This window comes from Acinetobacter bereziniae LMG 1003 = CIP 70.12 (genome assembly GCF_000368925.1).
Taxonomy (GTDB): domain Bacteria; phylum Pseudomonadota; class Gammaproteobacteria; order Pseudomonadales; family Moraxellaceae; genus Acinetobacter; species Acinetobacter bereziniae.
In genome coordinates, this window is sequence record NZ_KB849755.1 from 1,320,828 (window position 1) to 1,343,065 (window position 22,238).

A 22,238-nucleotide genomic window follows, 5' to 3' on the forward strand; every position below is an offset into this window, starting at 1 on the left:
TGAGTACCATATTTGCTGTTTGGAAGGCGCAAAGCTCATTGCAAAGTACACTTTCATATAGAATCTCAAACATGATGATTTGTATTTTTGAAAGTGTTTAACCTATCCAATACAATTACGCACAAAACTACCTTTAGAAATCTCATAATAAGTAGGGTCTGTTGTTGTTTTTTCATCTACTTTTTACACAAAAGCATTTCCTTATGGCATAATCCAATGTGATTTCTAAATTTTATTTTCGGTATTTTTTTTATGAATCTGGAGCGGGTCGATCTTAACCTCTTAATTTACCTTGACGTTCTTTTACGTGAAAAAAATGTGACTCGTGCAGCTGAACAGTTGGGTGTAACGCAACCAGCAATGAGTAATATTTTACGTCGTCTGCGTAATTTATTTAATGATCCTCTTTTGATTCGCTCATCAGAAGGTATGACACCAACAGAACGTGCACTAGAATTACAACCACGTATCCGTGATGCCCTCTCTGACTTATCGATGATTTTAGAACCACGTACTGAGTTTCGACCATATACCAGTAACCGTGTCTTTCGCATTATGACTTCAGACTATGCGGAGGCAACTTTAGTTCCTCGTTTAGTTAAAGCACTACGCTCAGAAGCCCCGAATGTGGTTCTTGACTTTCTTACGCCAAGTGACGTGTCTTACCGAGATATGGAACAAGGTAAAGTTGATTTAGCGATTAATCGCTTCAATGAAATTCCACAAAGCTTCCACCAAGTTTTAGTGTGGCGTGACAGCTTTTCTTGCCTACTTAATAACAAACATCCTGCTTCAAGCAACTTAAATCTTAAAAGCTATTTAGATGCACAGCATATTTGGGTTTCAAAAACGGGAATGGGTGTAGGATTTGGAGTAAACCCTGAAAAGCAAGCTGGATTAGGTTGGATTGATCAAGCCTTAGAACGTATTGGTCAAAAACGTAAAATTTCTGTGTTTACCCGCCATTATCAAATGCCAGCATTATTGGCATCGAATGTAGATTTGATTGCCACTTTGCCGACGCGTATTGCTCGCTTACAAGCGAAAAGCCAGAACTTATTAATCAAAGATCCTCCATTTTATATTCCTGAGTTTGAGTTAAAAATGGCATGGTGTCCTTTACTACATCATCACCCTGCTCATCGTTGGTTACGTCAACTGATTCTTTATGTTGCACGCCAAATGATTGAAGAAGAAAACCGTGAGTTCATGCAAAATAATTCACATTTTTCGCAATATTAAGATAAATTTCTTAAATTCTTATCATTTCAAGCTTATACTCATTCCAAATCGGTAGTGGATTTCTTCACTACCGCCCCTTTTTATGTGTTAATTTATTATGTATTCATAACTTCTCATAATAATGATGATCCACAGGTGGATTCGTGAGCCTCTTCCAGAATATCCTAATTATCGCAGTACTCATTGCAGGAGCTGGTTTTTTATCTTTAACTGAAATCGCACTTGCCGGTGCGCGTAAAGTTAAACTCAAAATTCTTGCCGAATCTGGCGATGAGCGAGCACAAAAAGTCTTAGACTTACAGCAAAACTCTGCCGATTTCTTTGCTGCCTCCCAAATCGGGTTAAATGCAGTCGCGATTCTAGGTGGTATTTTAGGTGAAGGCGCATTCCGCCCTTATTTCTTTGAATTTGTTTCTCGCTTTTATGTAGGTCCGTGGGCTGAAACCATCAGCTTTGCACTGTCCTTTACTTTAGTAACCTCGCTATTTATTCTTTTTGCAGACTTAATGCCAAAACGTATGGCAATGATTGCACCTGAAAAAATTGCAGTTGCAGTCATTAATCCAATTCAAGTTTTTATCGTCATCTGTAAACCTTTGGCTTGGTTTATCAATGCCGTTGCAAACCTATTGTTCCGCCTGTTCAAAGTGAATACCACCCGCGAAGACAACATCACTTTCGATGATATTTCAGCAGTGATGGATGCTGGTGCTCAAGCAGGCGTGCTACAAAAACAAGAACACCATTTTATTGAGAACGTGTTTGAGCTTGAAGAGCGTAATGTTCCCTCAAGTATGACACCACGTGAAAATGTGGTGTTTTTTACATTAAAAGAGCCAGAGGAAAGCATTCGTCAAAAGTTAGCGGAATATCCCTATTCAAAATTTTTAGTTTGTAATGAAACGATTGATCAAGTGATTGGCTATGTGGATGCTAAAGATATTTTAGTTCGCATTCTCAACAATCAAAAAATCAATCAATTAAACGAATCGACCATTCGTACTGTGTTGAGTATTCCAGACACGCTGACTCTTTCTGAATTGCTTGACCGTTTCCGATCAAGTAAAGAAAAGTTTGCTGTCGTGTTTAATGAATATGCATTGGTCGTCGGCGTGATTACCCTATCGGATATCATGATCACGGTAATGGGTGATTGGGTAACCCCAATGGACGAAGAGCAACAAATTATCAAACGGGATAATAATTCGTGGCTGATTGATGGAAGTACGCCCATTGAAGACATGAAGCATGCGCTAGAAATTGATGAAATGCCAGATGAAGAAAACTATGAAACTTTGGCAGGTTTTATGATGTACCAATTAAGAAAAATTCCTAAACCTGCAGATACTGTTATTTTTGGCGGCTATAAATTTGAAGTAGTCGATGTCGATCATTTTAAAATTGATCAGCTTTTGGTGACCCGCTTACTTGAAAGACCAGAACTACCAACATCTGAAGAAAACCCTTCTTCATAGCCATTTATTTACTACAAAAGCTCAGTTTCCTTACTGAGCTTTTACCAATAAAAGATTCCCTTTATCACAAAAGCTTTGCTCTTTTATGTTATTCCTATCACATTTATTCATAATATTTTGAAATATGAAAATTACCATGAATCCCCTATTCAAAAACAATATTAAAATAAAAATATATAAATCAATGAATTAAACTTTATAACCATTTTGGTGCAAAAATGAATGACGTTTTTAAATATCTGTTTTAAATACTCTATTTATTAAAAAAATAGTCACTCATTTAATATTTCTACAAATATATTTAAATTTAATCAAATAACTATTAGCATTCTTCTGCTTAAAAAACTAAAAGACTTCTGCAATAAAAGTCTCATTCAAGGATTGAACTATGCTAACCGTATTAGGTTTAGGCATGATTTTATGCTTTATGTATTTAATTATGTCTAGACGAATGACTGCACTTGCTGCGCTCACACTTATCCCAATTCTATTCGCACTCATCGCTTACGGTCTTGGCTTCTACGTGGACAGTCTAGGGCATATTGAAATCAAAGAACTTGGCGAAATGATGTTAGAGGGTGTTAAAAAGCTTGCCCCTACTGGCGTGATGCTATTATTCGCCATTCTCTACTTTGCCATCATGATCGATACAGGTCTGTTTGATCCTTCAGTCAAATTCATTTTAAGACTGGTTAAAGGCGACCCGTTAAAAGTCGTCATTGGGACAATTACTTTAACCTTAATTGTTTCTTTAGACGGTGATGGCTCAACCACCTACATGATCTGTGTAGCCGCAATGTTACCACTTTATAAACGATTGGGTATGAGCCCACTGATCATGGCATGTTTAATGATGCTTGCCAGCGGAATTATGAACCTAACTCCTTGGGGTGGTCCAACTGCTCGTGCTGCCAGTGCATTACATGTAGAAGCAAGTGATATCTTTGTCCCGATGGTCTTACCGATGTTAATTGCCATTCTATGGTTATACTTCGTTGGTTTTATGTATGGGCGTATGGAACGTAAGCGTTTAGGGATCATCGAACTTGATGTCAGTCATGGTGATGACATTCAGATTTCAACTAATCCTGAAGCAAACCGTGCACATTTAAGATGGTTCAATGGTTTATTAACCGTTGTATTAATGATCTGTTTAGTGAAAGGTGTTTTACCTTTACCCATTCTATTTATGATCGCACTTTGTATTGCACTGGTTGTGAACTACAAAGATATAGATATGCAAAAGTCTTTAGTCGCTCATCATGCAGGGAGTGCGCTAAACGTTGTCGGGATCATTTTCGCAGCAGGGATCTTTACGGGGATCTTAACAGGAACAGGCATGGTCGATGCCATGTCTAAAGAATTGGTGGCGATTATTCCACAGAGTATGGGTCCATTTTTAGCACCCATTACCGCTGTGATTAGTATGCCATTGACTTTCTTCATGTCGAATGATGCGTTCTACTATGGTGTACTGCCGATTCTTTCAGAAGCTGCAAGTCACTATGGAATTACACCAGTAGAAATGGCACGTGCTTCAATTGTGGGGCAGCCTGTACATTTACTCTCACCACTGGTTCCATCCACTTATTTATTATGTGGATTGGCTGGGATTGAATTTGGGCAACATCAAAAGTTCACCATTAAATGGGCGATTCTCACCTGTTTAGTCATGCTCGTTGCAGCAATGTTACTTGGCGTATTCCCGTTATATTCAACCATACATTAAACGTCATACATGAATTAAAAATGCACAAAAGCTGATATTAATATCGGCTTTTGTGCATTTAGTGGTATAAACACATACCCAGCTTAAAAATATTCCTGACTTCTGGCGCTATTTACATAAATAGAAGTACTTGAATCAAACAAAATCGCCTAAAATTCATGAAAAATTGTATGTTTTTAGACTAAAAAAAGATAAATCATTTCAATCTATTTAAAAATTTTTTCAAGAAAAGGAGATACAAATAATCCTTTTGGATCATATCGTTTTAATACCTGCCCTGCGGATTGAATCGTTGAATCATTACTTTGACCATAGGCATGTACTTTAGGTAATTCATTTTCTAAGTAATTTACATTCTCCCATGCCTTGTCATAGGTATAAGCCCAACCTTTTGACCATTCAGGACGAACTAAACAATCTCCTTGATAATGCTGAGTCATCCATGATTCGATTTCAGCATAGAACCTTGCTGCAAAAGGCGTACCCGGTAAAGTTAATATATTAAACCAAACCGCACAGTCCCATTCTGGATGATCAGGACATGGCTTTATCGCAGATAGAGCGGCAGTTTGTGCATTGGCAAGTATTGAATCATCAGGATGATCCAATCCAGTAACACGAATCTCAACAGGTCCATTCACCGGGTAACGATTTATTCTTTGATATTGTTTTAAACGGATTTGATATTCTGAACAGAAATCAGCAATCACACGTTGCACATTCTCTCGACTAGTCAGTACAGCATAACCATTTGCAGTAACCCTTAAAGTTGTTGGTTTTACATAGAGTAAAGTGTTTTTAGAGGGTCCCCATAGATCAGATGTTTGGGTTGCAGCTAAACCATGCGTAAGGATCGTCGTAATACCTGAAAAAATTGTTCCTTGGAGCCCCAATGTCGCAATTTTTAACTGCATTTGCCCAAATGCAGGAGTTAAATAATGACTCTTCTGAATGACAATTTTTTGAATCAAATCTGTAAGCGGTTTAGGTAAATTATCTGAAAACCAAAAATTAAAAGGATGGAATGCAATACGAGATGTAAGTGGTCTACGTGGAGTCACTGACCAAACTTTCAGCCAAGGATAATCGGTAAACGGAAACCATATCGCTTCAACTCGACCGGACTGGTCAAGAAATTTAGAGAAAGTACGCCCAGCATCTTTATTGGGTGAAAATAACTCTAATTGGTGAATATCGGTAATACTTTCACAGCGTAAATATTGGTTTGCTCCTGTTTGCAATTGTACAGATAACACAAATGCACGACCAAGATTCACCAAGAAAGCCCGAATGTCTGGATTGTTCCGATAAAAAGTTTTTGCGACATATTTCTGCTGCTGTGCATCAAAGACAGCGACTGTCATTGAGACGACCAAATTACTGATCGAACCAAATGTTTGTCCTGCAACTAAAGTTTCTCCCTTGGCAGGCACACCCGTACCATGACCATTAATTGCCAAAACACCACCCAATGTTAAATCACCTGGTGCTGGTATTGAAACAAAGCCACGTCCATTGTCCTCCATGAACTTTAAGAGAGCCTCCATTTGAATTCCTGCTTCAGCAGTGACCACCCCATCAAACTCAATAGACATTCTATTGATATGAGTCGGCATATCGATCAGAATCACTTTCATGACTTGATCATGGTCATCTAGCATTAAAGGTGACCAATTATGCGACATACCTTTTGCCCGGACTTTATATCCATTTTCAGCAGCCCAATTGATCACCGCTAAAATCTCTTGTTGATTTTTGGGTACAGCAGTCCATGCATTTTCATATTTTGATTCACCCGACCAATTTTCATAGCGTTGCTTATGAAGGCGAATATAGGAGGGGAAATTATTTAATCGATCATGGTGCCCAAAAATCCAAGCCTCAGCGCTTTGAACAGGCATCCATGTAGTCACGGCACCAAATGCAGCAAGGCTTCCCATTGTTTTTAAAAAATCACGTTTTGCTGGATCGAAATCAACTTTCTTATTCATCATCATCACTCTTTTTCAAGGTTTATTTTTATCAATCAGCTGTAAATATGAAGATTTACAGACCAAATCAAAAGTTCGCACTAGGCGCAATTTAAATCATAAATATATGATATTTATAAATATTAAATAAATTACAAACAACGTTTTTAATCACGTTGAAGAATGTACAAGAACAAATGAAATCTATATTTAATTTTTGAAGTACCCTCCGCCTTTCAAAACTAAAAAGGGGCTTAATTGTGTTCATAAAATTTACTTGCTCAACATAATGTTATGAATTCAATCCCCACTGCGCATATATCAAATGGACTTGGTACTGTTTTGCTTGAATTAAAATCATATGATTTCCCTCATTTATTGAGTTTATTGTTAAATGGTTATCTTAAATTATTAAGAAAACCTTAATCTATCACGATTATTTTTCATTCGCAAAAAAATTATATAACAATACGATATTTTCTGATTTATTCAGTTTCTGTGTTACGAAATAAAATAAAAGAAATCAATAAACCAAGCTCAAATAAAAAATACATAAAGCAACCAGCAATTGCCATCGAAAGCATATCTGGCGGCGTGATAAACATGGCAATAAAGAAACAAAAAACAAAGATAAATGATCTTTTTTGTTTTAACACGTTTAAATCAATTAAATTAAAATATACAGCAAGTACAGTAATGAGCGGTAATTGAAAAACAATACCCAAAACGACAAAAAGCTTTATCGAAAACATTAGATACTGATTTATATCCGTCATGGGAAGAACAACATCTGGAGCAATACCCATAAAAAAACTTAACACCTTAGGTAAAATAAAGTAATACCCAATCAATATTCCTAAATAAAATAAAATGACGCTAGACATAAAAAACAGAGACAACACCCATCGTTCCTTTTTATGAAGTGCAGTATTTAAAAATGAATAAACCTTATAAAAAATAAAAGGCATTAATAAAATCAGCGTAATAAAAAAAACAAGCTTAAAGGGTGATAAGAATGTAGATGTTACATCGGTGGCAATCATATGTGCGGAAGGTGGCAACTTTAACTGTAGAGGTAAAGCTAGAAAACTATAAATTTTCGCTGAAAATGGCGCTAAGCTTAAAAAAATCATTAAAAAAAGAATAGACAGTTGAATGACAATTTTTCTTATTTCAATAAAATAGAGTAAAAACCCCTTTTCTTTTACGATTGGCTTTTCTGTAAGAACGTTATTCAAAACTTCTCCTCTTTTTTAAATCTTAAAACAGTTCCACAACATCAGATGCTCTAGGACAAATACTGTATTAAAAGGTGCTTTAAATTGAAAATGATCGATTGGATAATATTTTATATTTTCTTCCTTATCTTTATTTTCCATATAGTTTAAATATTCATATAATTTTTCCTCTAATTTTTTTATATTACCCATTTCATGTGTTAATTCACTTTTTAAATCATTCAAATCTAATTGCTTTTGAATAGATTGATGAAATTCACTTTTAAAATGACTTAATTTTCTTCTTGCTTGAATAATATAATTTATTGCTTCAGATGCTTTATTTGGTCCTAAAACAATCATTGCAACAATGATAAGTAAAATTAGCTCACTAAAACCAACATCGAACATAATTCTCCACCACGCTCAATTTATTTCAAATGTGTAGAGTCTTGGTCATCTTCTTTGATTGCTTTTCTAAAATCTTTGACTGCACCACCAACATCTTTTCCAAGATTCTTTAATTTGGCAGTACCAAAAATAACAAGGATAATGATTATAAATAAAGCAATATGTCCAATTGACATTCCCATCATTATTTTTATCTCTCAAATGTAGTTTTGTTAAAATAAGCAGTATAAAACAATTATTATTATTGACGAATATAAATTGTTAAACAATTGTTAAGATTTTCTTTATTTTTATATTTTCTAATCAGCAACAAAACCTTTGCTTGTGCTGATTAGCGCTTTTTATAATTCAAGGATGAATTAAGACATCGAGTAATGCTTGATAGTGGATTGAAATATCATCTTCTAAAATTTTATAAGCACTGTCGAATTGTACCATTGGCCAACCTTCTTTCCAGAATGGGAAAATATTGTGCAAATCATGTGTCACAATTGCATCTTCACGAACAATTGCCTGCGCGACTTGTGACAATACTTGCGCTGTTTCAGCACCATCAATCGCTAAATAATCAATGCCTTTGGCTTTTAAAATACGAACACGGTCTTTTTTGTAACGGATTTTCTTCGCTTGCGCTTCATTCAGATTTAGAGCCAATGTAACCGCTTCAACAAATTTATCTTCAAAGCTCTGGTTTAATGCAACCAATGCCTGTTTATGTGCTTCTTGTCGCCCTGCTTTTCCACCCTCACGAATGATTTTTTTTGCATCAACATTCAATTCATCCGATTTCATCGACTGAAGAATGTCTAAAATTTCAATATCACTTAATGATGCAGAAGAATCTGTCATGGGAGTCCTAAAACAAAAAATAAATAGAATCGCTATTTTCGCATAATTTTGAAATTAAATCAGAGATAATCTTAATTTCAGATCCATAGAAGATTGGCTTCAAAATATTCATCTCACAATCATTCTTAAACTGCCTCTATTTGCAATTTTTTCATTGTATAAACATATATTTAACCAGACACCTCTTCTACTATTGTTTTGCTTAGCCACCATCTGTGTACTTTTCGCAATTCTCTCAAGCATTCTTGTTTATATCCATTACATTAAAAGTAATGACAAAGCGGTGGTAAAATTTTAATCATATCTTCGCTTTATACCCTACTTTTACAGTTCATGAACTTTCTTCAATCTAGTTTTGATTTTTTGTGGTCGAATTTTTTATTAAAAATAACGTGAGTTCGATGCAATTAAATATTCAACTCATTGAAAAATAATAAATCTATGCAGATATTTGCTGGATTTTCATCCAATTTAAGGATGAGGAGCGGAGCTCCGCAAGCGCAACCATCAATAGCGTTTCATTTCTCTTGATCAATAAAATGAAAGCGATCAATAGATTGTTTGATGATCTAAAGCTTGCACTGCCACGCTTTACTTCTAAAGTTTAAATTGTTTTGCGTAGGCGATGCCTCACTTTTCAGAGATGAAAAGTGACAAAAATCTTTCGTTGAGCGAGGGGTACATCCTCATACCCCCGCTCAACATGGCGACATCCATGTCGCCTCACGATCGCAAGACCATCAATGATTCAAAAAGTACAAAATAAATGAATCATCTAAATCACTTATATGAATAATCAGGCAGTTTGGCTATATCATCTTTCATCAAGGATTTTTATCGAACTCAGGTTAAAGATACTCATTTAAATTTAAAGGATAATCATCTACTCACAAATTTATGCTTTCATCTACGCTTTTTTTTTGCTATTGATTTGATAACGCAATAAAAAATAGTGAACCTCATGAAAGCTGTTGCCTATAAAAAACCTTTAGCAATTACTGAAACCCATGTTTTTTCCGAAATTGAAATTGATACCCCAGTCGCAACTGGTCACGACCTATTAATTGAAATCAAAGCGATTTCAATTAATCCTGTCGATATCAAAATGCGCCAACGCACCTCACCGGACAATGAAACATGGAAAATTTTGGGGCATGACGCAGTCGGGATTGTTAAAGCCATTGGTGACAAAGTTCAAAACTTTAAAGTTGGTGATGAAGTCTTTTATGCAGGCTCTAACCAAAGACAAGGTTCTTATGCAGAATATCAATTGGTAGATGAACGCATCGTAGGTTTAAAACCTCAATCCATTAGTAATGCCGAGGCTGCCGCTCTACCTTTAACGTCTTTAACCGCTTATGAAATGTTATTTGATCGTTTAAAAATTCAAGATACCAAACAAGAAAAGCCTATCATTTTAGTGATTGGCGCAGCAGGCGGTGTCGGATCAATTACCGTTCAACTGCTCAAAGTATTAACTGAATTTACTGTAATCGCCACTGCATCTCGACCAGAAACCAAAGCTTGGCTAAAAGAAATTGGCGCGGATTTTATCGTAGATCACAGTCAACCCTTGGAACAGCAAATTTTAGACCTCAATATTGGTTCACCGCATTATGTATTTTCAATCAATGGCACTGGACGTTATACACAGGCAATTGCCAATTTAATTGCACCACAGGGGCATTTTGGTTTGATTGATGACCCTGAGAACTTTGTTATTAATCCTTTTAAAATCAAATCTGTGTCTATTCATTGGGAGTCAATGTTCACTCGTTCTACATTTCAGACCAAAGATATGACACGACAAGGTGACATTCTCAATAAAATTTCCAAATTAATTGATGACCATAGGATTAAAACGACGTTGGGACAAAACTTGGGCACAATCAAAGTAGAGCATGTAACTCAAGCACACAAGATGATTGAGTCGGGACAAAGCATTGGTAAAATCGTTTTGGAAGGTTTTTAATTTTTCTGAATCACGCTGATTTTTATTGATCGCTTAAATCTATATGCAAGGATTTAAGCGATATTAATCAACTACTTTTAAATCATCAAAGAGACTAAAATGATGATACTCATCATAAAGTTTTAAATGACTTCTACGACAACTTTACCAATATGCTCACCCGTATCCATTGATGCATGAGCAGCTTGAATTTGATCAAATTGAAATGTTTTATAAATCATCGGTAAACATTCACCTTTCTCCCAAAGTGGAGCAACATGTGTCATTAAGCCTTGCGCAATTTCAGCTTTTTCAGCTGTATTGCGTGCGCGCATCGTCGATCCTGTAATGGTGAGGCGTTTCATCATGATTTGTCCCAATTTGACCTCTTTAGCTTTAGCACCACCGAGAAAAGCGATATAGACCAAACGTCCATCTTTTCGGAGCAAGTTTAAATTTTGCTCCAGATAAGGAGCTCCGACCATATCAAGAATAATATCAACTCCTGCATTTTCAGTCTTTTCGAGAATCACTTTTTCAAAATCTTCGGTTTTATAGTTGATCGCATCCGTTAAATGCCCAATCGCTTCGACTTTTTCATCAGAACCAACGGTCGCAAAGCTTTTCAAACCTAAAGATTGCGCTAACATTAAGGCAGTCGTACCAATACCACTTGCCCCACCGTGTACCAAAAGTGTTTCACCTGCTTTGGCATGTGCCATTTGAAACACATTCGCCCATACGGTAAAGAAGGTCTCAGGTATTGCCGCAGCTTGAACAAAGCTCACCGTATCAGGAATCGTAATGGTTTGAGATTCTGGTACAACACAATACTCTGCATAGCCACCACCATTGGTCAGTCCGCAGACCTTATCTCCAAGTTTAAATAAGCTTACATCTTCACCTATCGCAACGACCTCACCAGCAACTTCTAGTCCTGGCACTGGTGTAACCCCTTTGGGCATTGGATATAAGCCTTGTCTTTGTAAAATATCTGGGCGATTAATCCCAAAAGCATAAACCTTTACCAAGACTTCATCTGCTTTAGGTTGCGGAACTGCCACATCTTCATATGCGAGTTTCTCTACACCGCCCGGCGCTGTAATAATGATCTGTTGCATAGACTTTGTAGACATATTTTTCTTTCCTAGTTCGTGAATTTAATGCTCTCGATATTTGAACATAAACCATCAAATCTGCAAATATTTCTCCACCAAGGTCTACAAAGATCATCATTGAAACTTATTAGAGAAAATAAAAATACTTTTTATCAAAAATTTATCATTTAGTACTTGATTCAAACTCTAATTTTGATATGTTCAAACTAATCATAATGAATATGATTAAGCATTAATCAATAAAGCGCCATAAAAATAATTTCAAAGTATATTGTCAAGGAGACGATAAATATGCGAATCAATAAAGTACTCATCGCAATGATGTCTATTTATCTTCCAAGCTCTGCACTGTACGCAGCAGCTCTAGATAGATCAGGACAGTCTATGTCAGCATTTTTACAGCCAGGTAATTATTTTGAAGCAGGTATCTCTGTTTTAGATCCCACTGTAGAAGGACGTGAAGCGGACACATCGGAAAGTCGTCGACATATTTCAGACATGGGAGATGACTATTATTTTCCATCAGCAGCAATCAAGTTACAAGTCACAGACAATGTTTCATTCGGTTTGTTATATGACCAACCTTTTGGAGCAGATGCAGCATACAGTGGTCAAAATGTCTTTGTTTCATCTCCAAATGATACAGTATTACCACAGGCACGTTTAAGTGCATTACGGACCAGTACAATTAACTCCACATTTAATAACATGTCTGTACAACAACGTGTTGGTCTTGTTTTACAAGGTCAGGGGGAGGATCTTTCCACTCCTGCTGGGCAAGCTAAATTGCTTGAAATGATTAATGAATACAATACTAACTCAACAATCAAAGCAGGGGTTGATGCCGTAGTACAAAATGGCATTACCAATAAAGTGGATCAAGGTATTGCAGCAGCCAATGCCAGTCTAGGTAAAGGCAATACCAAAGTAGAAGTAGACTCTCAAAACTTATCGATGGTTTTTGGTTTTCAACCCAATAAAAACTTCAATATTTATGGGGGTGGTGTTTACCAAACTGTAAAAGGTTCAGTCAGTCTTCGTGGTCAAGCTTATAGTGTATTTAATGGCTATGACAACAAGATTAAAGAAACCAGCGGTGTAGGTTGGTTAGCAGGTGTCGCTTTCCAAATTCCTGAAATTGCATTAAAAGCATCTGTCACTTATCGCTCTGAAATTGATCATGATACGAATGTGCAAGAAAATATTTCAGCATTAGGTGCGCTGGCTTTACTTCCAGGAGGACAAGCTGCAATTGATAAGATCCAAAATGCCAGTGGAAAAACGCGTATTACCACCCCTCAATCAGTCAACTTAGACTTCCAAACAGGAATCATGGCAAATACGGTGGCTTTTGCAAATCTACGTTGGGTAAACTGGAAAGATTTTGTTATTCGCCCAGTTAAGTTTGGTGCAGTTTCTGAAGCAGTAGGTCCTTTGGTCGGAAAGCCAAATGGATTTAATTTAGCAGATTATTATGATGATCAAATCTCGGCAACAGTGGGTGTCGGTCGTAAAGTCAATGATCATTGGGCTGGGAATGTTTCAGTGGGTTGGGACTCTGGAGCAGGTAACCCAGTCACCACTTTAGGACCCACTGAAGGTTATTGGAATGTTGGCTTAGGACTTCAATACAGTCCAACACCAGCCACCTTCATTGCGGGCGGCGTAAAATACTTCTGGCTCGGCGATGCTAAAGCACAAACCTCTTCACAAGTCGGTACTGATGCACATGTGGCTGAATTTAAAGACAACAATGCGATCGCTTATGGTTTAAAAATGGGTTATCGCTTCTAAGCTATTTCATTTTAACAAGCATGTAATTCTTCAAGTTTTACATGCTTTTTTATGGTCTAAATTTAGGACTTATCAAACCATTGGTTATTTTTTGATTGCTATTGGTATTTTACCCTGATAATATTCAATCGAAAATTATTTTTACCCAGATAAAATACCAATAGGCTTTAAAATGAATACTGAACTAACCTACACAGCCTTTATCGGTCATCGGCAATTAATCAGTGATCAACTGCTTAATGTCGCACTGATGATCAAACAACAAGGCAATATCTCTACACCAGTTCTGATTTTTAATGATCAGACAGGTCAGCAGATTGATGTCAATATCATGGGTTCTGAACTTGATATCCAGCAACGTTATGGCGAGCCTGAAGTGATCAAGAAAGTGGGACGACCAAAGTTGGGAGTCATCTCTCGTGAAATCACCTTGCAAGAAAAACATTGGAATTGGTTAGATCAGCAAAACTCGAGTGCATCAGCAGTTATTCGAAAATTGATTGATCAAGAACTCAATAATCCGCATTCTGAAAGTAATAAAATGATGGTAAAACAAGCCATAGATCGCTTTATGTCTGCTATGTCGAGCAATATCCCCAATTATGAAGAAGCCGCTCGAGCTTTGTATCGAGACAATCAAGAAAGCTTTATTGCTTTAATTGAAAATTGCCCTGAAGATATCAAGACATATTTATTGGCTAAATCAAATTATGCATTTTAAGGAAAACATCCTTAAACAGACTGAAATGCTCTAGCTCCATTGGACGAGAGCATTTTTTATGAGCTATTTTTTTCAAAGTATTGTATTACCGTCATATATAACGCATTGTTATCTCTGCTTTTCTGAATCATCACATGCCTGTTTTAAGCGTTGCATCGCCATTGGATCCATCGGTGCTGTCATCATTGCATGATAATGACGACACTCTTTGGTCGGTTCATATATTTTAGATTGATTTGACGCACAAGCTGTTAATACAGAAACGATCATGACAAGGAAAAATACTTTCATTACATTCTATCCACTTAGAGCTTGAGCTAAATTAAAACTAAATTTTTTAATTTTTACTGTAATTACTCTGTTTTTATTCGATTTCATAGAGGTGCTTATATGATGATCATATTATTTGTTCAATGACATGATCAGTATAACCAATCTATTAAAAACTTATACAGTAAATACAATTTCTAAATTAATCGAATCAATGCTCTGTTTTTGCTCAAGTCAAAGGGGATATCCATATCAGCCTTGAGCGATGGCGACATCCATGCCGCCAACCGTGATAACGACATAAGATAAAATTGGCTGATGAAAAAGCAAAAACTCATTCATTGATATTAAGTGAATAATATTGATTGGTATAAGAACAGCTATTCTAGATAAAGATTGTTTTGTGTATTAAGCGTACCTTCTATCATTTCTTTCAAAAATAAACCCGCCATAAGGCAGGTCTATTTAAATATATTGAAAGAATTAAAGGCGTACCAATTCCACAATTTTCTCAGCCAATTCTTCAACTGCTTCTTGAGCAAATGCTACATCAGCACCCTGTTCAACATCAGTCACCACCACGACACCAGTTTGACGAAGTAAACTGACTTGATCACTTGATAGCCCTGCTTTTGCAATCGCAACAACACCTTGCTGAATCAACAAGCTTTCGAGTGCTTGTGCATTTTCAAGTGCTTGTGCAGATACTGCAACAACCGCTGGTTTTTGACCTAAACGTGCAGCACGTGTTTCAGCAGTCACAGGCTCATTATGTGCAGTCCACTCAACTGCCGCTTCGACCATACCAGCACCGACAGTGACGTTGCTTAAACGATCAATAAAAATGAATGAACCTGTATAACGACTGTCATGATAACGATCAAATACAACAGGCGCATCAAACTCAATCGTTACATCAGCAATCGCATTTAAATCAAGCTGTTCAACTTGAATTTTTTCCAAGGTATTCACATTGGTACGATAGTTAATTTTTGCAACTTTCGCAGGAATCGTTTGTGTACCGAACTTCACATTATAAAGTTTGCCTAAAACTAAAGGCTGGTCAGTCATCCATACGACCGTCGCACGAGCAGAACGTGAAATGAGCGGTTGCTCGCCTGCTTTGACCAAAACATTACCACGAGAAATATCGATTTCATCATTCAAGGTCAAAGTCACTGCTTGACCAGCAATTGCATGTGTTAAATTACCATCAAAAGTGACAATTTCTTTCACTGTTGATTTCTTGCCTGAAGGTAAAGCTACAATTTCATCGCCAACCTTCACTTCTCCTAATGCAATCGTACCGCAGAAACCACGGAAGTCGAGATTGGGGCGATTGACGTATTGCACAGGGAAACGAAATTCATGTTTGCTAACGTCATGGCTAATTTCAACCGTTTCCAACGTTTCCATCAAAGTTTGACCTTGATACCACGGCGTATTCGGTGATTTGTTCACAACATTATCACCGTTCAACGCTGAAATTGGCGAGAAGATGATATTGGCAGGTTTACGATCACCCAATTGATTAACGAAATTGTTGTACTCAACTTGAATTTCATTGAAACGTGCTTCAGAAAACTCAACCAAGTCCATTTTGTTAATCGCAACCACAATATTGCGAATCCCTAAAAGGCTTGCAATAAAAGTATGACGGCGAGTTTGCGTTTGTACACCATAGCGAGCATCGATCAAAATGATCGCAAGGTCAGCAGTCGATGCACCTGTTGCCATGTTACGCGTGTATTGCTCATGCCCAGGTGTATCGGCAATGATGAACTTACGTTTTTCCGTTGAGAAATAACGGTAAGCCACATCAATGGTAATCCCCTGCTCACGTTCCGCTTGTAGACCGTCAACAAGCAATGCCAAGTCTGGTGCATCACCTGTAGTGCCTACTTTTTTAGAGTCGCGTGTCACGGCTTGTAATTGATCTTCGTAAATCAATTTTGAGTCGTAAAGCAAACGACCAATTAACGTTGATTTACCATCATCTACATTACCGCATGTTAAAAAGCGCAGTAAGTCTTTATTTTCATGCTGTTTTAAATATGCCAAGATATCTTGGCTAATCAATTCTGATTGATGAGACATTGCTCAAAGCTCCACAATATTTTGAAATCGGTTGCTATATTTTTAAATCCTCCCAAATCCTCCATTTTCTTGCTGGAGTTCCCCCTCTTTTATAAAGAGGGGTTAGGGGGAGATTCATATAAAAATACTTAGAAATAGCCTTCTTGCTTTTTCTTCTCCATCGAACCAGCCTCATCATGATCAATCATACGACCTTGACGCTCTGAGCTCGTCGCTAGAAGCATTTCTTGAATAATTTCGGGCAATGTTGTTGCAGTTGATTCAACTGCACCTGTTAATGGATAACAGCCTAAAGTACGGAAACGTACCGATTTCATTTGTGGAACTTCACCTTCTTTTAAGCGCATACGCTCATCATCCACCATGATCAGCGTACCACTACGTTCAACCACTGGACGTTCAGCAGCCAAATATAGTGGCACCAAAGGAATACTTTCTTGATAGATATATTGCCAAATGTCTAACTCTGTCCAGTTTGACAATGGGAAAACACGGATACTTTCACCTTTATTGACTTTACCGTTATAAAGATTCCAAAGTTCTGGACGTTGGTTTTTAGGGTCCCAACGATGTTTCGAATCACGGAAAGAATAAACACGTTCTTTTGCACGTGATTTTTCTTCATCACGACGCGCGCCACCAAATGCCGCATCAAACTGATATTTATCCAAAGCCTGCTTTAAACCTTGGGTTTTCATAATATCGGTATATTTTGAACTACCATAATCAAATGGATTTACGCCAGCATCTTTACCTTCTTTGTTTTGATGCACAATCAGGTCAAAACCGTGTTCTTTTGCCATGTTGTCACGGAATTTGATCATGTCCTTAAACTTCCAACCTGTATCGACATGCAACAGTGGGAAAGGAAGTTTTGCAGGATAGAATGCTTTTAAAGCAAGATGCAGCATGACAGCTGAGTCTTTACCAATTGAGTAAAGCATCACTGGATTTTCAAACTCAGCAGCAACTTCACGGATAATATGAATACTCTCAGCTTCAAGCTGTTTAAGATGAGTAAGTCTTTCCTCAGATATAGGCATTGACAGCACCAGCTCACAAAAACGTGTACTTATTACACATATTAAAATTTATATTCATTATAGTGATTTACACGCTAACCCTTTTGCTTGTTTTTTTATATTCATATATAAAAACATCATAAGCAAAAAAATATGAGATCGCGATGTCTACACAAATTATTGCCTTAGAAGAAGTTCACTTTGAGCAATGGCTCCCCCTTTGGCAAGGCTATTTAAGATTTTATAATGCACAGATGAACGACGAACAAATAAGATTATCTTGGAAGCGAATCACAAATCCTGATCAAACGGATATGTTTGGCTTTGCCATCAAAGTAAATGGTCAGGTGGTTGGCTTTGTACATTTGATTTCTCATCCAAGTATGTGGACGAATTTACCCTATTGTTATTTACAGGATCTTTTCATCAAAGAACAATTTAGAAATCAAGGTTTAGCCCAACAATTAATTGAGCATTGTTATCAGGTCTGTACTGGAAAATTTGATCGCATCTATTGGCTAACTCAAGCATCTAATATTACTGCTCAATATTTATATGATCGTATTGCAACTAAAACAGGGTTTATTCAATATAAAAAAGCATTAGCTTGATCAGATTATGGGTTTATTCAACTTATTGAACTGTATACCTCAAGAACCAATGGTATACAGTTCAAATCAAGATAAATTAATGCCCCAATATCGATTTGTCTAAAGGAATTTCAATTCCTACAGAAGCACCAGCATCGTTGCCGTGTACATCCGAATCGCTGACCCAACCATTGATTTTTAAAGGTATGGTAGGTTTAATATAATGCGTCCATGTTAAATCTAGAGCTTTGATCTTATCCTGTTCAGGAAAGGCTAAATTAATTTGCTTAGCACCAAAATAATCAGCAGATTGATTTACTTTGGCATAGATCACACGTCCAGATAAACGGTTCATCACATCAAAGCGAATATTACCACCTACGGAAATCATTTCTCCATCACCACCCATCGCATGTCCAAGTGGGAAACCTTGCTGATAATAACCATCTGTATAAATATAATGATTATAAGAAATTGCTTTAACATCACCATTTGTTGTTGTATCTGCCCATTCAGCATAAAACTGAACAGGCATATTTTTAAAGCTTGTAGAGTAGTCCGCACCTGCTAAATACATTTTCTTAGAAGGCAATAATCCTGCTTCATCTTCACCCACATATTGCCCATAAAAACTGACTGGAACATTTAATAAGGATTGAAGATTTAAACGAGCATCAAAGCCCGCGATTTGATTGGATTTATCATCATCACCGTTTTCAAAGTTATCATTCCCTTTGATTGCATTCCAAAGTGAACTCCAACTTTCAGGACGTCCATCACCGCCCCATTGCAAAATACGCGAAGCCCCTAATTCTAAATAAGGTAAAGGCTGAGCTGTCAAACGGAAACCTAAAAGTTTAGCATCAGGCACGGCTTTATAATCTTCTAACTGTCCAGCAAAAGCTTGATATTGCCAAGGTCCAATCCAAGACAACCATTTAGATTCAAAAGCTTTTTGTTCAGCGCGTTGCGCGGTAAAACCGTAGACTGGACGGCTGGCATCACCACGAATCAGGCTTCCATCATGCCCAGGTCCCCAATAAGTTGGAATTTGACCTGCAATCACCCATTGATTCCACAATTTTCCAGCAATGTATGAGCCTTCAACATTGACATCACGGCGATTGTCAATCTGAGGATCTTTTTCGCCATTCACACGCAGCTTGGCATCCCAGTTTTCACCACCACCATTAAACTCAAGTGACCCAACATATTGTGCTTTTTCACGATCGCCAAAAGCTTGCGGAATATTTTTCTGATCTGTTTCTGCAAATAAACCCAGTTTTGCTGTTTGATTATCAGCTTTTAATGCATTTTGAATTGAATCAATAACTTTTTGTTGTGTGTTGTTCGAAATCTTCGCTTGAGATAATGCACGTTGAATTTCATCACCACTCATTGGCCAAGTTGAAGTGCTGATTTGAATCACACCTTGTTGATTTAACCAGTTTAAATCTGTACGGATATCTTGATTATTTAATACAATTCCCTGAGCCAAAACAGGTAAAGACATTCCAAATAACACAGCAGCATACAGTGCTTTTCTTAAATACATGCTCATTTTTCTCAAGTGTGATTTACTGCCACACCATAGTTATTTTAAAAGTTTTTTTCAATGGTGAAATTGTGTTATTCGCATTGCAAAAACGCATACATCATTCGAAAAAAAAGTGTACCGAAGTACACTTTTAAATATTTTAAATGCCATGACAGCCAACATTCTTTTTCAGAAAAATCAATACGACTGCTTTTAATTAAATACTTTTAACAATAACCAGAACAATCCACCTGATAAACAAATGGTTGCAGGTAAAGTAAAGATCCAAGCAGAAAGAATGGTTTTGACAGTCGCAAAATTTAAGCCAGATTTGTTGGCAACCATCGTTCCGGCAACCGCACTATTCAGGACATGGGTTGTTGATACAGGCAAACCAAAACCATCAGCAGCAGCAATCGTTGACATTGCTACCAGTTCAGCAGACATGCCCTGACCATATGTCATATGATGCTTACCGATACGTTCACCCACAGTCACCACAATACGCTTCCAACCCACCATCGTACCTAGACCTAAAGCCAAGGCAACAGCAACTTTTACCCAGTTTGGAATATATTGTAAGAATGAATCGAGATTCTTACGGTAATCTTTTACAACTTTAGCTTGAGCTTCATCCATTTTTGGAAGTTGATCGGCTTTATCTAAACGTTTAAATGCCGTTGTACTTAAGTACATATCATTACGTAAAGATGATACTTCAGCTTCTGGAATATCCTGAAGATTTCCAAACTGACCTACACGCTCACCCAAATGATCGGTCAAACTTGCTAGAGCAGGAACAACCGCAGGGTTTAACTCTTTGGTTTGAATAAACTTCGTGATCGTTGCACGTGCTTGCTCATCTGGAATATCAGCGTGTTCTGCATAAATTGCTGTCGCGGTTTGACTAGACAATTGTGAAAATGACTGCAAATGTTGTTGATCCAAACCACGGTTTAAAGAATAAGCCAAAGGCACAATACCAATCAAAATCAACATGATCAGTCCCATACCTTTTTGACCATCATTTGAACCATGCGCAAAACTTACCCCTGTACAGGTAAAAATAAGAATCGCACGGATCAAAGGTGGTGGCGGTTTATTGCCTTCTGGTGGTTGGAACAATTCAAGTTGCTTTTTAAACAGCTTTTTAACAATCAGGAAGACCACTGCTGCAAAAGCAAAACCAATTAAAGGAGAAAACAACAATGCTTTGCCGACTTTAATGACCTGATCCATGTCTACACCGCTTGCACCACTGGATGCGTGCAAAATGTAGTTCATGATTCCCACACCTAAAATTGAACCAATCAAAGTATGGGAACTCGATGCAGGAATCCCTAAAAACCAAGTTCCTAGATTCCAGAGAATTGCAGCAATCAGCATTGCAAAAACCATTGCAAAGCCAGCACCACTCCCCACATTCATGATTAATTCAACAGGAAGTAATGCAATAATCCCGTATGCAACAGCACCACTTGCAACCATGACCCCAAGAAAATTACAGAAACCTGCCCACATCACTGCAACTGGTGCAGGTAAGGCGTTGGTATAAATCACGGTAGCCACAGCATTGGCAGTATCGTGAAAACCATTTACAAACTCAAAGCCTAAAGCAATGAATAAAGCAGTCGCTAAAAGAATGACTGAATAAAGACTTAAAGGTGGAACATGTGCTAAATCTGCACTAACTTGCACCCCGATATAAATCAAGGTTGCAATAATAATCGTCAGAAACACCGGCATAAAAAACTTCGGTGTAGGTACATGCACATTCGTCGATTTAGCAGCTTGAGACGATGATGCAGAATCTGAGACGGGAGGTAAATTCGAATTCATGCAGAAGGTAAGCGAATATTAGAATGCGCTTATTGTTCAATTAAATTGTGACAATTATATGACAAATAGCTCCCCAATGAAGTGAATTTTTTACTTTTTTCACTTCAGTATTTCGCAATACTTGCGACTCAATCTATATTTTTATTTATTTTATTCAATGATTTAAAATAATTAAATAAAATTAATTTGATTAAATTTTTACATTTCACTCTGAAATAATATTTGTAATATTTCCGTCAAATATGACAGGTGACCAATATTTCCACTCAGTATCTGCGATATTTGTGACAATTTGATGAAAAAACAAACACTATTTTTGAATAAGCTTTGCTTAAATTTCGACAATACAATTTAGCGTTATACAAAATACAAAGGTGCAAATTTAAAGCCAACTTTCGCTTAGACT

18 protein-coding genes are annotated in these 22,238 nt (G+C 37.1%); 7 read left to right on the forward strand and 11 right to left on the reverse strand.

Annotated elements, in window-relative coordinates; translation table 11 throughout:
* Positions 1 to 252 precede the first annotated feature (252 nt).
* The 3 genes from F938_RS08135 (at position 253) to F938_RS08145 (ending at position 4,446) form a co-directional block, all read left to right on the forward strand.
* A complete protein-coding gene (locus tag F938_RS08135) occupies positions 253 to 1,242 on the forward strand; it encodes a LysR family transcriptional regulator (protein ID WP_004722769.1) in 990 nt (329 codons plus the stop codon).
* 143 nt (positions 1,243 to 1,385) lie between these two features.
* Positions 1,386 to 2,717, forward strand: coding sequence for a polyamine export protein PaeA (locus F938_RS08140; RefSeq protein WP_004828019.1), 1,332 nt, complete (start codon positions 1,386 to 1,388; stop codon positions 2,715 to 2,717).
* 388 nt (positions 2,718 to 3,105) lie between these two features.
* Positions 3,106 to 4,446, forward strand: a complete 1,341-nt coding sequence (locus F938_RS08145; RefSeq protein WP_005030857.1) for a CitMHS family transporter — start codon at positions 3,106 to 3,108, stop codon at positions 4,444 to 4,446.
* Between the two features lie 206 nt (positions 4,447 to 4,652).
* Here the strand turns inward: F938_RS08145 and F938_RS08150 are convergent, their stop codons facing one another.
* From F938_RS08150 to F938_RS08165, 5 genes are all read right to left on the reverse strand, one after another.
* Positions 4,653 to 6,437 (reverse strand): cholesterol oxidase substrate-binding domain-containing protein, encoded by a 1,785-nt coding sequence (locus tag F938_RS08150; RefSeq protein ID WP_228129511.1) that lies wholly within the window; start codon positions 6,435 to 6,437, stop codon positions 4,653 to 4,655.
* Between the two features lie 464 nt (positions 6,438 to 6,901).
* The gene (tatC, locus tag F938_RS08155; RefSeq protein ID WP_005030859.1) at positions 6,902 to 7,654 is read right to left on the reverse strand and encodes a twin-arginine translocase subunit TatC; all 753 of its coding nucleotides are present in this window, start codon (positions 7,652 to 7,654) and stop codon (positions 6,902 to 6,904) included.
* 15 nt (positions 7,655 to 7,669) lie between these two features.
* The gene (locus F938_RS08160; protein ID WP_005030860.1) at positions 7,670 to 8,044 is read right to left on the reverse strand and encodes a twin-arginine translocase TatA/TatE family subunit; all 375 of its coding nucleotides are present in this window, start codon (positions 8,042 to 8,044) and stop codon (positions 7,670 to 7,672) included.
* A gap of 20 nt (positions 8,045 to 8,064) precedes the next feature.
* Positions 8,065 to 8,229 (reverse strand): twin-arginine translocase TatA/TatE family subunit, encoded by a 165-nt coding sequence (gene tatA / locus F938_RS23725; RefSeq protein WP_004828008.1) that lies wholly within the window; start codon positions 8,227 to 8,229, stop codon positions 8,065 to 8,067.
* Positions 8,230 to 8,392: 163 nt separating this feature from the next.
* Positions 8,393 to 8,893: a hypothetical protein gene (locus F938_RS08165; protein ID WP_004828006.1), complete on the reverse strand. Its 501-nt coding sequence runs from the start codon at positions 8,891 to 8,893 to the stop codon at positions 8,393 to 8,395.
* Positions 8,894 to 9,854: 961 nt separating this feature from the next.
* Here F938_RS08165 and F938_RS08170 point away from each other — a divergent pair.
* Positions 9,855 to 10,865, forward strand: a complete 1,011-nt coding sequence (locus tag F938_RS08170) for a zinc-binding alcohol dehydrogenase family protein (RefSeq protein WP_005030861.1) — start codon at positions 9,855 to 9,857, stop codon at positions 10,863 to 10,865.
* Between the two features lie 122 nt (positions 10,866 to 10,987).
* Here F938_RS08170 and F938_RS08175 read toward each other — a convergent pair whose 3' ends face one another.
* The gene (locus tag F938_RS08175) at positions 10,988 to 11,980 is read right to left on the reverse strand and encodes an NAD(P)H-quinone oxidoreductase (protein WP_004828002.1); all 993 of its coding nucleotides are present in this window, start codon (positions 11,978 to 11,980) and stop codon (positions 10,988 to 10,990) included.
* Positions 11,981 to 12,253: 273 nt separating this feature from the next.
* On the opposite strand from F938_RS08175, the gene F938_RS08180 reads away from it, so the two are divergent.
* Together F938_RS08180 and F938_RS08185 are read left to right on the forward strand one after the other, a co-directional pair.
* The gene (locus tag F938_RS08180) at positions 12,254 to 13,756 is read left to right on the forward strand and encodes an outer membrane protein transport protein (RefSeq protein ID WP_004828000.1); all 1,503 of its coding nucleotides are present in this window, start codon (positions 12,254 to 12,256) and stop codon (positions 13,754 to 13,756) included.
* A gap of 172 nt (positions 13,757 to 13,928) precedes the next feature.
* Positions 13,929 to 14,477, forward strand: coding sequence for a DUF2239 family protein (locus tag F938_RS08185; protein WP_005030862.1), 549 nt, complete (start codon positions 13,929 to 13,931; stop codon positions 14,475 to 14,477).
* Positions 14,478 to 14,585: 108 nt separating this feature from the next.
* Here the strand turns inward: F938_RS08185 and F938_RS08190 are convergent, their stop codons facing one another.
* The 3 genes from F938_RS08190 to cysD all read right to left on the reverse strand — a co-directional run bounded on the left by F938_RS08190 (position 14,586) and on the right by cysD (position 17,881).
* On the reverse strand, positions 14,586 to 14,768 hold the full coding sequence (locus F938_RS08190; RefSeq protein ID WP_005030863.1) for a hypothetical protein: 183 nt from the start codon (positions 14,766 to 14,768) through the stop codon (positions 14,586 to 14,588).
* Between the two features lie 462 nt (positions 14,769 to 15,230).
* On the reverse strand, positions 15,231 to 16,844 hold the full coding sequence (gene cysN / locus F938_RS08195) for a sulfate adenylyltransferase subunit CysN (RefSeq protein WP_004827995.1): 1,614 nt from the start codon (positions 16,842 to 16,844) through the stop codon (positions 15,231 to 15,233).
* Positions 16,845 to 16,972: 128 nt separating this feature from the next.
* Entirely contained in the window at positions 16,973 to 17,881 is a 909-nt protein-coding gene (gene cysD / locus F938_RS08200; RefSeq protein ID WP_026040334.1) for a sulfate adenylyltransferase subunit CysD, read from the reverse strand.
* A 149-nt stretch (positions 17,882 to 18,030) separates the two neighbouring features.
* Between cysD and F938_RS08205 the strand changes: the two genes are divergently transcribed.
* Positions 18,031 to 18,477: a GNAT family N-acetyltransferase gene (locus F938_RS08205; RefSeq protein WP_005030864.1), complete on the forward strand. Its 447-nt coding sequence runs from the start codon at positions 18,031 to 18,033 to the stop codon at positions 18,475 to 18,477.
* Positions 18,478 to 18,553: 76 nt separating this feature from the next.
* Here F938_RS08205 and F938_RS08210 read toward each other — a convergent pair whose 3' ends face one another.
* Positions 18,554 to 20,011 (reverse strand): capsule assembly Wzi family protein, encoded by a 1,458-nt coding sequence (locus F938_RS08210; RefSeq protein ID WP_005030865.1) that lies wholly within the window; start codon positions 20,009 to 20,011, stop codon positions 18,554 to 18,556.
* 195 nt (positions 20,012 to 20,206) lie between these two features.
* Positions 20,207 to 21,832, reverse strand: coding sequence for an inorganic phosphate transporter (locus F938_RS08215; protein ID WP_005030866.1), 1,626 nt, complete (start codon positions 21,830 to 21,832; stop codon positions 20,207 to 20,209).
* Positions 21,833 to 22,238 lie beyond the last annotated feature (406 nt).